Source organism: Micromonospora echinofusca, from assembly GCF_900091445.1.
Classification (GTDB): Bacteria; Actinomycetota; Actinomycetes; order Mycobacteriales; family Micromonosporaceae; genus Micromonospora; species Micromonospora echinofusca.
Map to the genome: position 1 here is coordinate 3,278,941 of NZ_LT607733.1, position 13,134 is coordinate 3,292,074.

Annotated in this window: 13 protein-coding genes and 1 pseudogene; 5 read left to right on the top strand and 9 right to left on the bottom strand. The window is 71.5% G+C overall.

The window, feature by feature from the left end; genetic code table 11:
* Positions 1-65: 65 nt before the first annotated feature.
* The 5 genes from GA0070610_RS14380 to GA0070610_RS14400 all read left to right on the top strand — a co-directional run bounded on the left by GA0070610_RS14380 (position 66) and on the right by GA0070610_RS14400 (position 6,595).
* Positions 66-1,826, top strand: a complete 1,761-nt coding sequence (locus GA0070610_RS14380) for a DUF6119 family protein (RefSeq protein ID WP_089000508.1) — start codon at positions 66-68, stop codon at positions 1,824-1,826.
* 74 nt (positions 1,827-1,900) lie between these two features.
* The gene (locus GA0070610_RS30540; protein ID WP_157747155.1) at positions 1,901-2,515 is read left to right on the top strand and encodes a hypothetical protein; all 615 of its coding nucleotides are present in this window, start codon (positions 1,901-1,903) and stop codon (positions 2,513-2,515) included.
* Positions 2,516-2,524: 9 nt separating this feature from the next.
* Entirely contained in the window at positions 2,525-3,343 is an 819-nt protein-coding gene (locus GA0070610_RS14390) for a ribonuclease HI (RefSeq protein ID WP_089000510.1), read from the top strand.
* A 226-nt stretch (positions 3,344-3,569) separates the two neighbouring features.
* Complete coding sequence (locus GA0070610_RS14395) at positions 3,570-6,119, top strand: AAA family ATPase (protein WP_089000511.1); 2,550 nt, start codon at positions 3,570-3,572, stop codon at positions 6,117-6,119.
* Positions 6,120-6,160: 41 nt separating this feature from the next.
* On the top strand, positions 6,161-6,595 hold the full coding sequence (locus tag GA0070610_RS14400) for a hypothetical protein (RefSeq protein ID WP_089000512.1): 435 nt from the start codon (positions 6,161-6,163) through the stop codon (positions 6,593-6,595).
* Here the strand turns inward: GA0070610_RS14400 and GA0070610_RS14405 are convergent.
* From GA0070610_RS14405 to GA0070610_RS14445, 9 genes and pseudogenes are all read right to left on the bottom strand, one after another.
* Complete coding sequence (locus GA0070610_RS14405; protein ID WP_089000513.1) at positions 6,587-7,000, bottom strand: RidA family protein; 414 nt, start codon at positions 6,998-7,000, stop codon at positions 6,587-6,589. The two genes, GA0070610_RS14400 and GA0070610_RS14405, sit on opposite strands and share 9 nt — an antisense overlap.
* Positions 6,997-7,770 (bottom strand): 2-keto-4-pentenoate hydratase, encoded by a 774-nt coding sequence (locus tag GA0070610_RS14410; protein ID WP_088998795.1) that lies wholly within the window; start codon positions 7,768-7,770, stop codon positions 6,997-6,999. The genes GA0070610_RS14405 and GA0070610_RS14410 overlap by 4 nt, the downstream gene beginning before the upstream one ends.
* The gene (gene dmpG / locus GA0070610_RS14415) at positions 7,767-8,828 is read right to left on the bottom strand and encodes a 4-hydroxy-2-oxovalerate aldolase (protein WP_089000514.1); all 1,062 of its coding nucleotides are present in this window, start codon (positions 8,826-8,828) and stop codon (positions 7,767-7,769) included. The genes GA0070610_RS14410 and dmpG overlap by 4 nt, the downstream gene beginning before the upstream one ends.
* 110 nt (positions 8,829-8,938) lie before the next feature.
* A pseudogene (locus GA0070610_RS14420) lies at positions 8,939-9,853 on the bottom strand (acetaldehyde dehydrogenase (acetylating)); the annotation flags it as partial.
* Positions 9,854-9,905: 52 nt separating this feature from the next.
* Positions 9,906-10,697, bottom strand: coding sequence for a 2-keto-4-pentenoate hydratase (locus GA0070610_RS14425; RefSeq protein ID WP_089000515.1), 792 nt, complete (start codon positions 10,695-10,697; stop codon positions 9,906-9,908).
* Positions 10,694-12,205, bottom strand: a complete 1,512-nt coding sequence (locus GA0070610_RS14430) for a 2-hydroxymuconic semialdehyde dehydrogenase (protein ID WP_231926121.1) — start codon at positions 12,203-12,205, stop codon at positions 10,694-10,696. Before GA0070610_RS14430 ends, GA0070610_RS14425 begins: the two co-directional genes overlap by 4 nt.
* A gap of 20 nt (positions 12,206-12,225) precedes the next feature.
* Positions 12,226-12,489, bottom strand: a complete 264-nt coding sequence (locus GA0070610_RS14435) for a EutN/CcmL family microcompartment protein (RefSeq protein WP_089000516.1) — start codon at positions 12,487-12,489, stop codon at positions 12,226-12,228.
* Positions 12,476-12,814 (bottom strand): BMC domain-containing protein, encoded by a 339-nt coding sequence (locus GA0070610_RS14440; RefSeq protein WP_089000517.1) that lies wholly within the window; start codon positions 12,812-12,814, stop codon positions 12,476-12,478. Before GA0070610_RS14440 ends, GA0070610_RS14435 begins: the two co-directional genes overlap by 14 nt.
* 23 nt (positions 12,815-12,837) lie before the next feature.
* Positions 12,838-13,128 carry a BMC domain-containing protein gene (locus GA0070610_RS14445; RefSeq protein ID WP_089000518.1) on the bottom strand — a complete coding sequence of 97 codons (291 nt, stop codon included), beginning with the start codon at positions 13,126-13,128 and terminating at the stop codon, positions 12,838-12,840.
* Positions 13,129-13,134: the final 6 nt, after the last annotated feature.

Sequence of the window (13,134 nt, forward strand, 5' to 3'; positions counted from 1 at the left end):
CCGCCCTCGGCGCACCACGCATCCCCGCCAACTGCAAACACAGGTCTCTACGCGAGGAGATTGAGATGCGCAGTGCGACGGGCCGGATCTCATCCGGCTCCATCACCCGCCCCGCAGGTCGAAAGGACCGCCGTCGGCCCGGCCCGGAGCAGCCCACCCTGTTCGACGCCCCTGACCCACCCGCCCCGCCCGGTACCTACCCCACCACCATCTATCGCCTTCGAGTTCCCGCCAAACCTGAGGGCCTGCAGGAGGCACTCAACGTTCGCTACCTGACCGAGAACGGCTTCGAGCCATCGCCGGGACAGGTCGCCGGTGCACCCGCGCTGCTGGTGCACGGCACGGTGCCCCGCCTGCGTGCCGAGTGGTGCGACATCCTCGCCCGACTGACCGGCGGGGAAGTCGAACTCGGCTACAGCAGCGGTGGCGGGGCACTACTGCTGGCCGTCGACGACCGTGCGTACGCGCTGACCTACGGGACCCTCGGTCGCCACATGGTCGAGCAGGAGGTGATCGACCGGACGTTCGGCGTGTCGTTCGCCGTACGGGCGCTGGTGCCGAGCGACATCCGGCAGGTCCGCCGGCGGGTCGTAGGTGCCAGCGGGCGGGTCGACCGCAGCTTCGTCCCCACCGGCCAGCCCATCTGGAAGTACGGCATCGACAAGTGGGGCGAGATCGTCGGGCAGGTTTGCGGCTACACGGACAATCCGCGGCTGACCGTCTGCCGGCGCAGCGGCAAGCCCGCCCGGATCGACGGTGGCGACGCCCTGCACATCCACGTCTGTGTCGAGCCCGCCGGGCTCCTCGCGGACCTGCGGGAGATCGAGCGAGTCTGCCAGGAGGAGTCGCCCCTGGCCGACCTGGAGTTCATCACGCAGATCCGACCGGTGCCGCCATCGGACGCGCGCATGCCGGACCTCATCGGCGCCCTGGACGAGCGGTTGGCGCTCGTCGATCCGCCTGCCCTCGGCGTGGCGGTGCCCGGCAACCTGATCAGCGACATCGAACACGCCGCGTCGTACCTGATCCAGGTTCCGAAGTCCGGCCTGGCCCCGACCTTGACCGACGAGCTGGACCTGCCTGCCATCCTCGCCCACACCAACGGCGCGCTGGACGGCGACCGGTGGAACGGACTGCGCAACGGAAGCGTCACGCTCTACGCCGACGCTCGCGGCGCCGAGGCGATGGTGAGGACCCGGGCTGCCCACTGGATCACGGCAGAGGTGGCCGTCGGCACCAGTCACCTGCTGCTCCACGAGGGCGACTGGTATGAGATCGGCGACCGGCACCGAGACTTCCTGCGCCGGGAGATCACCGAGATCCTGGCCCGTCCCTCCGACGTCGCGTTGCCGCCCTGGACCAGGGACCTCAAGGACGAGGACGCCTACAACCGGGCCGCAGCCCACCGTGACCCGAGGCTGGTGCTGCTGGACAAGAAACTGCTCCGGACGGCCCAACACCGGCGCGGCATCGAGGCGTGCGACCTGCTCGGCCCATCCGGCGAACTAATTCACGTCAAGCGTGCGAAGAGCAGCGCCCCGCTGAGCCACCTCTTCGCTCAGGGCATCGTCTCCTACGAGGCGCTGCGCTATCAGGACGACGCGCGCGCCAGGTTCCTCGACGTCGTGCGGCGACAGCCGAACGGGCGTGATCTGAGCCCGGACTTCCGCCCCACCAAGGTCGTCTACGCCATCGCGCTCGACGCCGGCCAGGCGGTCACCGTCGACTCGCTCTTCACCTTCGCCCAGGTCGCGCTCTATCAGGCGATGAAGACGCTGCGGAACGACGGTGTCGAGGTCGAGGTCGTCGGCATCCCGTCCGCCTGATCCGTCCACGACATCAGCTCCACAGCATCCCGCTGACGCAGCCGACCCACCACCGCCCTCGACGAGGAGAGACCATGACCGAGCCCAAGGCCCAGCCGGAACCGCAGCCCGTGCCCCAGACCCACCCCGAGACGACGGACACCGCCGGCCTGCAGCCGACCCCGCGGAAGAAGCCCCAGGTCCGATGGATCATCGCCGGCGTCGCCGTGCTGGTCCTGCTGCTCTGCTTCGGTGGCTGCCGCGCGCTGCTGGCCACGACCAGCGGTGAGGAGCCGGGCGACGGCAAGACCGCCACCTCCGCCGCACCGCAGGCGCACCCCGCCACGTCCGCCCCGACCACCGCCGCCCCAACCACCGCGCCCGCCACGACCGCACCGCCCGCTCCCACCTACGGCACTCCGACGAAGAACGACTTCAAGCTCAAGGTCAAGGTCCTGAGGAAGCAGTGCTTCGGCAGCGCCGGTTGCAACATCACCTACCGAATCGACGTGACGTACATCGGCGATGTCAGCCTGGACCCGTCCAAGACGTACGAGGTGACGTACCAGGTCAAGGGCGCCGAGGATCCGGTCATCAACACCTTCGAGGTGTCGGGCGACTCCGCATCGGTACAGCAGGAGGAGATGGCCAGCACGAAGCGTTCCGGCGACAAACTGACCGCCGTCGTCACCGACGTTTCCGAGTTCTAGGGAGGCGTCGTGCGTCCCGATGAGTTCCTGCGCGCCCTGGACCTGCTCCCCACTCCCCTGCACGAGCGCGCCGTCGCGCTACGCGCCTATGCCCGCGTCACCCGCTGCGAGGACTGTCAGCGCATCGGCGATGCCGTGCGGCTGGCCCTCACCGCCGCCCACTACGACGAGCTCGCCTCGGCCCGGCAGCTCCTCGACACGGCGGAGCAGCAGGCCGGCCGGCACGGGTCGACCTGCCGGTCGCAGCCGGACCAGCAGCACGGTCGCGGTCGGGTCGGTCGCTGGGCGGGGACGTCCGCGCCGCTCGTCGCCGCGACCGACGCGAGCTGGAAGGGACGCGGCGGCGGCATCGGGTACGTCGTCAGCGACGGCCACTGGGGCCTGCGCAGCCGGGGCACCGACCGGCTCGATCCGACGGGCCCGTCTCGCGTGCTGATCAACGAGCTGCGGGCGGTCGACTTCCTGCTGTCCGCGTACGACGAGGCACCGGCCGGCCTGACCGTGCTGCTGGACAGTCTGGCCGCCCTGCGGTACTTGCACCGCTGGCAGGCCGGCGAGGGCGACGTGATGCCGGCCGGCTACAGCCTGCGCCCGCGCAGTTCGTCGGCTCAGCCGACCCTGGTCCGGCTCGCCGAACTGGTGGGCCGGCGGCCGGATCTGTCCTTCGCACACGTGAAGGGGCACAGTGGCCACGCCCTCAACGAGGCCGCCGACGGCCTGTCCCACATGGCCCGCCGTCGGCTCGGCGAGCCCTTCGACGTACGCCCCCGCGCGCACGCCCTGGTCGACGCGTTCCTCCGCGACTGGCACACCACCGTCGCCAGCTGACCACACCGCTGACTTCTCACCCCGGGAGATGATCGTGGTTTCCGCTGCCCAGCCCACCGCCATTCTGTCCACGGGCTCGTCGATCACGTCCTGGGTCGGCCCCGGCTGATCCTTCCGCAGACCAGCACCCCGGCCACCTACCGCCTGCACACCACTTCCCCCGCTCCCCCCGCAGCGGGCCGGCACCCGCGTCGGCCCGCAGGGAGCACGCGCCTGGAGACGACCGATGCCCATCCCCCGCCAGCCCTCCCCCACGACGCCGGCCCTTCCCGCCCGCCGCACCGAGCCCCTGGTCGAGCTGATCTTCGAGCGGCTCGCCGCCGATGACGTGCCCGACCACACCGCCGAGCTGGTGCTCGCCGCGCTGAGTGGCCAGGACGACCTGACCGCCGCGCTCGACGGCGGGACGACCAGCCTGGACCTGGCCGTCCCGACCGACGAGGCGCTGGCGGGGCGGATCTGGCTCTCCTCGGTCACCGTCGCCGGGTTCCGGGGCGTCGGACCGGAACGCACCCTCCAGCTCGACCCCGGCCCGGGCCTCACCCTCGTGGTCGGGCGCAACGGCTCCGGCAAGTCGAGCTTCGCCGAGGCCGTCGAGCTGGCGCTGACCGGCGACAGCGCCCGCTGGGCGGAGCGCAACAGCGTCTGGCGTACGGGCTGGCGCAATCTGCACTCCCCCGACCCGTGCTGGATCGTGGCGCAGCTCCACGTCGACGGGGTCGTGAAGCCGGTGACGGTGACCCGGTCGTGGCCGCTCGGCGCGACGCTCGCCGACGCGGAGGTCACCGTCACCAGCGCGCACGGTCGGCACGCGAGCCTGGCGGAGCTGGGGCTGGCCCGCCCGCTGGAGCTGTACCGGCCGTTCCTCACCGCCGCCGAGCTGGGCCGACTCACCGCCGGCACGCAGAGCCAGCTCTTCGACGCGATCTCCGCGATCCTCGGCCTGGAGGCGATCACCGACGCCGACCAGCGGCTGATGGCCGCCGCCCGGCCCGTCGACGCGGCCATCAAGGGGGTACGCGCCCGGCGCGCCGCGCTCGCCGAGGAGCTGACCGGCGTCGCCGACGACCGGGCCCGCCGGGCGGCCGTACTGCTGAAGGGACGCGGCACCGTCGACCTAGCGGCGCTGGGCGCGATCCTCGACGAACCGGAGGAGGTCGCCGCAGACGGGCCCCTGCTGCTGTGCCGGCGACTGGTCGAGCTGCGCGTGCCGGCCGTGGCGGAGGTGGCGCGGCTGGCGGAACAGCTGCGTGAGGCGTCCGCCGAGGTGCAGCGGCACGACGGCGGGCGGAATCTGGCGGCGCTGCGCAGCGCGGAACTGCTCAGCCTCGCCATCGAGCACCACGAGGACGTCGGCGACGGCCCGTGCCCGGTCTGCGCCACCGGCAGCCTCGACGGGGACTGGCGCAGCGCCGCCGGCGCGTCGCTGGCGCAGCTACGGGACCGCAGTCTCGCCGCCCGGTCGGCGGCGGCGCGGCTGACCGCTCTGCTGCGGCAGGCGCACCACCTGATCGACGACATCGCCGTGCCGGAGGTCGACCCGACGGATTCGCCGCTGGGCGAGCCGCGTGACGTGGCGGAGGCGCCGCTGGACGGGCCGCGCAGTGGGGTGGAGGCGCCGCTGGACGGGCTGCGCACGGCGGTGGCGGCGCTGCGGCGCGTACCCGCGGAGCCGGCCGAACTGGCGGCGCACCTGGACGCGCGGTATCCGGCTGTCGTGGCCGCGGCGGGGGCGGCCCGCGCGTACGCCGAAGGGGTCCTGCGGCAGCGGGACACCGGGTGGCGGCGGGCGGCGGCCGAGCTGCGCGGCTGGGTCGACGCCGCGACGCGGCTGCCCGAGCGGGAGGCGACGTTGGCCCGGGTGAAGGCGGCGCGGGCCTGGTTGAAGTCCACCGCCGCGCGGCTGCGCAACGAGCGGGTGGCGCCGTTCGCGGAGCACTCGCAGCGGATCTGGGCGCAGCTGCGGCAGGAGAGCAACGTCGAGCTGGGCGCGATGACCCTGGAGGGGACGAACACGCGGCGGCGGGTGGCGTTCCCGGTCAGCGTGGACGGCGCCGACAACGGCACCGCGCTCGGGGTGATGAGCCAGGGCGAGATGCACGCGCTCGGGTTGGCGACGTTCCTGCCGCGCGGGTGCGCGCCCGAGAGCCCGTTCCGGTTCATCGTCGTCGACGATCCGGTGCAGAGCATGGACCCGGCCAAGGTGGACGGCCTGGCCCGGGTGCTCGCCGCGCTGGCCGAGCAGCGGCAGGTGGTGGTCTTCACCCACGACACCCGGCTGCCGGACGCGGTGCGCCGCCTGGAGGTGGGCGGGGCCCGGATCGTCGAGGTGACCCGCGCGGAGCGGTCCGTGGTGACGCTGCGGCCCGCCTCCGATCCGGTGACGCGCTACCTCGACGACGCGTACGCGCTGGCGCGCAACGAGGAGCTCGCCGCCGAGGTACGCGGGCCTGTGGTGGCGGAGCTGTGCCGCTCGGCGGTGGAGGCGGCCTGCCACCGCATGGTGTGGCGGCAGCGGGTGGCACGCGGCGTTCCGCACGACGACATCGAGGCGGCCATCGTGGACGCCTCCCGGCGGCTGACCACCACGCTCGCGTTGGCCCTGTTCGACGACGCCGAACGGGGCGGGGACGTGATCGGCTGCCTCAGTCGCCGGTACGGGGCGCGGGCGGTGGCCGCGTACAAGGCGTGTCGGGAGGGCGTGCACGGGTCGTACCTGGCGGACCTGCCGGGCCTGGTCGCGGACGCCCGCCTGCTGACGGAGGCGCTGCGGTGACCGCGCCGACGCCACAGCGCCGCACGGATGGAGCTGCCGCGGTGGCCACCCCGGAACCGCGGCGCTGCCTGGCGGCGGCCGAGGAGCTGCTGCGTGGTGCCGGCGCGTTCGGCGGGGCCGCCGTCGCCGGCGGTTGGTGGCCTCGGGCGTGCGCCTGCCTGATCCGGCTCGCCCTCGAGGGTGGCATCGACGCCTACTGGCGGCGGACCCGGCCGGCGGTGGCCGGGTGCCGGCAGGGCCGGGCGAAGCAGCTGATGCTGCGCGGCCGGCTCGGTCCCGGCGTCGCCGTCGCCCGCCGCGTCGCGTTCGCCTGGGCGACCCTGTCGGCCGCCGCCCACCACCACTGCTACGAGCTGGCGCCGACGGCCGCGGAACTGCGCCGCCTGCACACCGAGGTGAGCACTCTGCTCGCCCGACTCGATGATGACGTGCCCGCAGTCCCGCCAGAGTCCCTGCTCACCGGCAGGTCAGGGTAGTACGGCTACCGCCTGGATCTCGATCAACAGGTGCGGGTGGGGTAGTTGGTGTACGGCGACGGTGGTGCGGGTGGGGCCGGTGGCGTCGAAGTATTCGGCCCAGACCTGGTTGTAGCCGCCGAAGTCGTTCATGTTGACGAGGTAGGTGGTGACCTGCACGAGGTCGCTCAGGTCCGCGCCGACCGTCCGTAGCAGGTCTCGGATGTTGTCGATGACGGCTCGGGTCTGTGCGCGGATGTCGAGGTTGGTGGTGCCGTACTCGTCGACCTGCACGCCGGCGAAGGTGTTGTCCGGGCGGCGGCTGGAGGTGCCGGAGACGAAGACGAAGCCGCCGGCGACCTTGACGTGGGGGAACGCGCCACGTGGTGTGGCTTTGCCGGCGACGACGTGCGCCTGCGTGGTCATGCTGCTGCTCGCAGGGTGGTGGTGCCGAGGTGTTCGACGACGGCGCGGACGTGGGCGCCGGGTTTCAGGGGGACGGCGGCGGTGGCGGCGCCGGCGAGGAACACCCAGCCTTCGCGTAGGCGTACGCCGTGGCGGCCGGCGAGGCGGATGCCTTCGTCGAGTGCGCGGCGGGGGTCGCCGAGGATCGCGGCGGTCGAGCCGACCTGCGCGACGCGTCCGTCGATCTCCAGCAGCACACCCAGGTTGTCCAGGCCGTCGGGGACCGGCGACCAGGCGCCGATGACGAAGGCGGCGGCGGAGGTGTTGTCCGCGATCACGTCCGGCAGGGAGAAGCTGAAGTTCGCGTAGCGGGAGTCGATGACCTCGATCGCGGGTGCGACTGCCCGGACCGCGTCGGTGAAGTCCCCGACCGGCTCGCCGGGTTCGGGGAGGCGGTCGAGCAGGAACGCCACTTCGGGCTCGACGCGGGGGTGGATGAACGCGGTGGGGTCGAGGGTGCCGCCGTCGGGGATGCGCATGGTGTCGGTCAGGCGGCCCCAGATGACCTCGTCCACGCCGACCTGCGCCATCTTCGCCTTGCTGGTCAGGCCCATCTTCAACCCGACCACACGCTCGCCCCGGTCGAGGCGACGCTGGATCAACGCGGTCTGCACCGCGTACGCCGCATCCACGTCCAAGCCGGTCTCGGCGGCCAACTGTGCGATGGCGGTGGCGGTGTCGGCCGCCACGCCGAGGCGTTCGGCGATACCGGCGGTGTCCGGGCCGATCATGAGGTCTCCTTGCCGGCGAGGTCCAGTGCCACGTCCACGATCATGTCCTCCTGCCCGCCGACCATGCGGCGGCGGCCCAGCTCGACCAGGATCGAGCGCACGTCCACCCCGTACTTGTCCGAGGCCCGCTCGGCGTGGCGCAGGAAACTCGAATACACCCCGGCATAGCCGAGGGAGAGGGTTTCGCGGTCGACCTGCACGGGCCGGTCCTGCAACGGCCGCACGATGTCGTCGGCGGCATCCATCAGGGCGAACACGTCACAACCGTGCTCCCAGCCGTGCAACTCCGCGACCGCCACGAACACCTCCAACGGCGCGTTACCCGCCCCGGCACCCTGCCCGGCCAGGGAGGCGTCCACCCGCACCGTGCGCCCGTGCGGCGCCTGCGCCCCGGCCGCAGCATCGCCGAGGATGCGGCCGTGTTCGACGGCGACGACGCTGTTGGCGACGCCGAGGGACAGGTTGTGGTGGGCATGGATACCGATCTGCGTGCTCGGCTCCAACACCTGCCGGTACGCATCCACCCGCTGCGCCACATCCGACATCACCAACCGGCCTCCGGAGTCGGTGACGTAGACGCAGTGCGCCCCGTACGACTCCATCAACTTCGCCTGCCCCGCCAACCCGGCGGGATCGTTCATGTGCGACATCATCAGGAACCCGGAGACGTCCATGCCGTTCTCCCGCGCCCACGCGATGTGCTGCGCCGAAATATCGGCCTCCGTGCAATGCGTCGCGATGCGCACACTCGTCACCCCGAGCGCCTTCGCCGCCTTCAGATCCGCGATCGTGCCGATCCCCGGCAGCAGCAGAGTCGTCAGCTTCGCGTTCGTCATGACCTCGGCCGCCGCCGCGATCCAGTCGGCGTCGCTGGCCGCACCATGGCCGTAGTTCACGCTGGAGCCGGCCAGCCCGTCACCGTGGGCGACCTCGATCGCGGCCACCCCCGCCGCGTCGAGCGCAGCGGCGATGGTGCGGACCTGCTCCACCGTGTAGCGGTGCGCCACGGCGTGCATGCCGTCGCGCAACGTCACGTCCTGGATGTACAGATCAGTCACCGGGTCACCTCCACGACGTCCCGACCCACGCCATCGCCACCAGCGCCGTCATGGCCCGCGCTGTCGCCATCAGCGCCGTCGCGGCCCGCGCTGTCATTGCCGGTCGCTGCCGATCGCAGCCCGACCAGCCGCTCCGCCGTGCGCAGCGCCGCCGACGTCATGATGTCCAGGTTCCCCGCGTACGCCGGCAGATAATGGCCCGCGCCGGAGACCTCCAGGAACACCGACACCTGCAACCCGCGCAGATGCCGACCCAACGACGGCACAAAGGTGTCGACACGGTCGAACTGCACGTCCTGCTTGAGCCGGTATCCGGGCACGTACTCCTGCACCGCCGCCACCATCGCCGCCACCGACCCGGCGATCGCCGCCCGATCCGCGTCGGCGTCCTCACACAGGCAGTACACCGTGTCGCGCATCAACAGCGGCGGATCCGCCGGGTTCAACACGATGATCGCCTTACCCCGCTGCGCGCCACCGACGACCTCGATCGCCCGCGCCGTGGTCTCGGTGAACTCGTCGATGTTCGCCCGCGTACCCGGCCCCGCCGACCGCGACGCGATCGACGCCACGATCTCCCCGTACACCACCGGCGTCACCCGACCCACGGCGGCGACGATCGGCACCGTCGCCTGCCCACCACACGTCACCATGTTCACGTTGCGCTCGCCCAGATGCTCGTCCAGGTTCACCGGCGGCACCACATACGGACCGACCGCCGCCGGCGTCAAATCCACCACCAGCCGACCATGCGCCGCCAACACCGCGTCGTTGCGCCGATGCGCACCCGCCGACGTGGCATCGAACACCAACTCCACCTCCGCGAACTCCGGCATCGCGACGAGGCCGTCGACACCATCGGCGGTGGTCGCCACACCCAACCGGCGCGCCCGCGCCAACCCGTCGGACTCGGGGTCGATGCCCACCATCGCCACCATCCGCAGGCTGTCACTCAACCGCAGCACCTTGATCATCAGATCGGTACCGATGTTGCCCGACCCGATCACCGCCACACCGACGCTCATGCCACATCCCCCTCACCGAAGACCGCAACGGTCGCTAACCCACGCCGCGCACTCACGACGCCGCCCCCGAGAAACAGACGCGCACCGAACCCAGACCCGAGATCCGCGCCTCGTACGCCGCGCCCGCCGTTACCGACACCATCGGGCCGAGCGCCCCGGACAGCACCACGTCACCGACGCGCAGCGGATCACCGGAGCGGGCCATCGTCTGCGCCAGCCACTGCACCGCGTGCAACGGGTTACCCAGGCACGCCGCGCCCGCCCCCACCGACACCGGCTCACCAGCCCGCTCCAGGACCATCCCGCACAACCGCAGGTCCACATCCGCCAGCCGACGCGGCGCGGTACCGAGCACGAACAGACCGCTGGAGGCGTTGTCCGCCACCGTGTCCACGATCGAGATGTCCCAACCCGCCACCCGCGAATCCACGATCTCGATCGCCGGCAACACGTGATCCACCGCCCGAATCACATCCACGCCGGTAATCCGCTCATCCGGCAGATCCGCACCCAGCACGAAGGCCACCTCCGCCTCCACCCGAGGCTGCAACAACCGGTCGAGGTCGACCTCCGCGCCGTCGGGCACCGCCATGTCGTCCAGCAGCACACCGAAGTCCGGCTCGAACACACCGAAGCTCTCCTGCACCGCCCGCGACGTCAACCCGACCTTCGCACCCACCCGCCGATGGCCGGCGTCCAGCCACCCCCGGACCTGGAACTGCTGCACCTGATACGCCGTCTCGACGTCGCCCTCCGGCAGGAGCCGCCCGCGCAGCGGCGGGCACGGCGTGCCGGACTCCCGTGCCTGGCGCAGCTCGCCGGCCGCCAACTCGATGGCGGTCATGTCAGGTCCACGCAGACGTTGGTCAGCTCGGAATAGAAATCCAGGGAGTGCACGCCACCCTCACGCCCGATACCCGACGCCTTCACCCCACCAAACGGCGTCCGCAGATCCCGCAAGAACCACGTGTTCACCCACACGATCCCCGCATCCAACCGCATACCGGCCCGGTGCGCCCGACCCACATCCCGCGTCCACACCGCCGCCGCCAACCCATACTCCGTGCCGTTGGCCAACGCGAACGCCTCCTCCTCATCATCGAACGGCGCCACATGCACCACCGGCCCGAAGACCTCCTCCGTATTCGTCCGCGCACCCGCCCCCAACCCCGTCAACACCGTCGGCTGCACATACGCACCACCATCACGCGCATCACCAAACGCCGGCACCCCACCCCCGGCCAACACCTGCGCACCCTCACCCCGAGCCAGGTCGTAATAGCCCAGCACCTTGTCCCGATGCTGACGCGAAATCAACGGCATGTTCACCGTCGCCTCATCCGCAGGCCACCCGAACCGCAACCCGCCGGCCTCCCGCGCAAGCCGCGCCGTGAACTCCTCGAACACCGGCCGCTGCACATAAATCCGCTCCGTGCAGAGGCAGACTTGACCGCCGTTGGTGAAGCTGGAGCGCACCGAACCGGCCACCGCCACGTCCAGATCCGCGTCGGCAAACACCAGCCCCGCGTTCTTGCCACCCAACTCGAACGACACCGGCCGCACCCCATCAGCCGCCGCCCGCATAATCGTGCTGCCCGTCGACGACTCACCCGTGAACGTAATCGCGTCCACCCCCGGATGCCGGGTCAGGAACTCACCCGCCGAATCCGGGCCAAAACCGTGCACCAGATTGAACACACCCTCCGGCACACCGGCAGCCGCCATCACCTCCGCCAACAACGTCGCCGACGCCGGCGTCTCCTCACTCGGCTTCACCACCACCGCATTGCCACACGCCAACGCCGGAGCGACCTTCCACGTCAGCAACAGCAACGGCAGATTCCACGGCACGACCACCGCCACCACACCCACCGGCTTACGCACCGCATAGTTCAACGCCCGCCCACCCGACGGCGTCACCGTCGTGAACGACTCCGTCGACGCCGTCGCCACAATCTCCGCAAACGCCCGGAAATTCGCCGCACCACGCGGAACATCCAACGTCCGCGCCTGCGAAATCGACTTACCCGTATCCGCCACCTCAGCGGTCACCAGATCATCGAAACGACGCTCCAACTCCTCGGCGACCCGACGCAACACCTCCGCACGTTCCCGCTCCCCCATCCGACCCCACGGCCCCCGCAACGCCCCCCGCGCCGCCGCGACCGCATCGTCCACACACCCCCGATCCGCCTCCACCACCTCGAACACCGGCTCACCCGTCACCGGACTGCGCTTGACGAACCGCCGCCCACCCCCGACGAACTCACCACCGACGAAGTTGCGCAGGGTCGGCGGGTCGGCACCGGGGCGGCCGTCGCGCAGACTCACCGGCCAGGATGACTCGGGCATGGTCAGGTGTCCCTTCCGGTTCAGGTGGTGGGCTCGGGCCGCTCGCTGCCGGGCTCGGCGACGAGCGCGACCACGGCGGCGTCCACGGTGGGTTGGCCGGTCACGGCCGCCGCGGCCTCGTCGGTGACGACCAGGACGGTGGTGCCGACGCCGACGTTCAGGGGGTCGACGGCGACCAGGTCGGGCCCGTCGCCGCGCGGGCGGACCAGGACGAGCCGCCTGCCCTGCAACGCCGGCAGGATGCGGTCGGCCCACACCTTGCCGACGACCTCACCGAGCACCATCGGTTTCTCCCCGCAGGCCGGCGATGACCTCGCGGATGCGGGCCGGTTCGGGCGCGTCCAGCAGGGCCGCCGTGGTCGGGTGGGGCTTGGGGTAGACCTGGGAGCTGCGCAGCTCGCCGTGGGCGCGGATGGCGGCCTCCCCGGCGGAGACGGCCTGGCGTACGGCGGCGAGGGTGCCCCGGACGGCGACCGCGAGGTAGCCGCTGGTGACCCGCTCCACGGCCACGCACCGGACGTCGGCGGTCTTGATCATGGCTTCGATCCCCGCCGAGAGGGCCACCAGGCCGCGGGTCTCGACGATTCCGATCGCGATGTCGGAGGACATGTCTGATTCTCCTTACCCGGTTGTCAGTTGCCGACGAGGTCAGGCTCGGCGGCCAGCGCGCTCACCGCGTCGCAGGGGCTGGCGAAGACGATCGAGCGCACCGAGCGGCTGCGCGTACGGGCGGTCTCCTCGCCGATGTCCACCGCCTCCTCGACGGTGGCGAGGTCGCCGCGCACGGCGACCGCGACGATGCCGCCGCCGAGGCGTACGACCTTGGTCACCTCGACCTCGGTGGCCTTCACCATCGCGTCGACGGCGTCGAAGATCGGGGTGAAACCCTCGGCTTCGACGAAGCCCACGGCCACGTTTCGCATGTCTGC

Coding starts and splice junctions, on each gene's coding strand:
- GA0070610_RS30540 (WP_157747155.1), top strand. CDS start 1,901: ATGACCGAGCCCAAGGCCCAGCCGGAACCGCAGCCCGTGCCCCAGACC.
- GA0070610_RS14425 (WP_089000515.1), bottom strand. CDS start 10,697: ATGACCGCCATCGAGTTGGCGGCCGGCGAGCTGCGCCAGGCACGGGAG.
- GA0070610_RS14410 (WP_088998795.1), bottom strand. CDS start 7,770: ATGATCGGCCCGGACACCGCCGGTATCGCCGAACGCCTCGGCGTGGCG.
- GA0070610_RS14435 (WP_089000516.1), bottom strand. CDS start 12,489: ATGGTGCTCGGTGAGGTCGTCGGCAAGGTGTGGGCCGACCGCATCCTG.
- GA0070610_RS14380 (WP_089000508.1), top strand. CDS start 66: ATGCGCAGTGCGACGGGCCGGATCTCATCCGGCTCCATCACCCGCCCC.
- GA0070610_RS14445 (WP_089000518.1), bottom strand. CDS start 13,128: ATGCGAAACGTGGCCGTGGGCTTCGTCGAAGCCGAGGGTTTCACCCCG.
- GA0070610_RS14430 (WP_231926121.1), bottom strand. CDS start 12,205: ATGCCCGAGTCATCCTGGCCGGTGAGTCTGCGCGACGGCCGCCCCGGT.
- GA0070610_RS14440 (WP_089000517.1), bottom strand. CDS start 12,814: ATGTCCTCCGACATCGCGATCGGAATCGTCGAGACCCGCGGCCTGGTG.
- GA0070610_RS14395 (WP_089000511.1), top strand. CDS start 3,570: ATGCCCATCCCCCGCCAGCCCTCCCCCACGACGCCGGCCCTTCCCGCC.
- GA0070610_RS14405 (WP_089000513.1), bottom strand. CDS start 7,000: ATGACCACGCAGGCGCACGTCGTCGCCGGCAAAGCCACACCACGTGGC.